This window comes from Paenibacillus agaridevorans (assembly GCF_003112455.1).
GTDB classification, from domain to species: domain Bacteria; phylum Bacillota; class Bacilli; order Paenibacillales; family Paenibacillaceae; genus Pristimantibacillus; species Pristimantibacillus agaridevorans.
The window spans coordinates 1-334 of sequence record NZ_BDQX01000010.1 but is presented as its reverse complement, the minus strand read 5'-3'; the positions used below and the strand labels follow the sequence as shown (position 1 = coordinate 334).

General features: G+C 67.4%; 1 protein-coding gene. It reads right to left on the bottom strand.

The window, feature by feature from the left end; translation table 11 throughout:
* Positions 1 to 334 (bottom strand): Ig-like domain-containing protein (locus PAT3040_RS00335; RefSeq protein ID WP_146200326.1); only part of this gene is annotated, 334 nt, incomplete at both ends.

The following is a 334-nucleotide window of genomic DNA, read 5'->3' as shown; positions in this document are numbered from 1 at the left end:
CTGGCTCCTTCAGTCGGAACCGTCAGCACCGGCGCGGCCGGGGCTGTCGTATCCACCGTGAACGTACGTGCGGCGGAGTCTGGGCCGACATTGCCCGCCGCATCTTCTGCACGCACCACTACGCTGTGGTCGCCTTCGCCAAGCGCGGCTGGCGGCGTCCACGTCCAAGTGCCGCCCGCTCCAACCGGTACCGTCCCGGCATCGCTGCCGTCCAAGATAATCGTCACCGTACTGCCCGGCTCTGCTGTGCCGCTAATCGTCGGCGTGGCATCGTTCACGCTGGCTCCGTCAGTCGGACCTGTCAACATCGGCGCGGCCGGGGCAGTCGTATCGT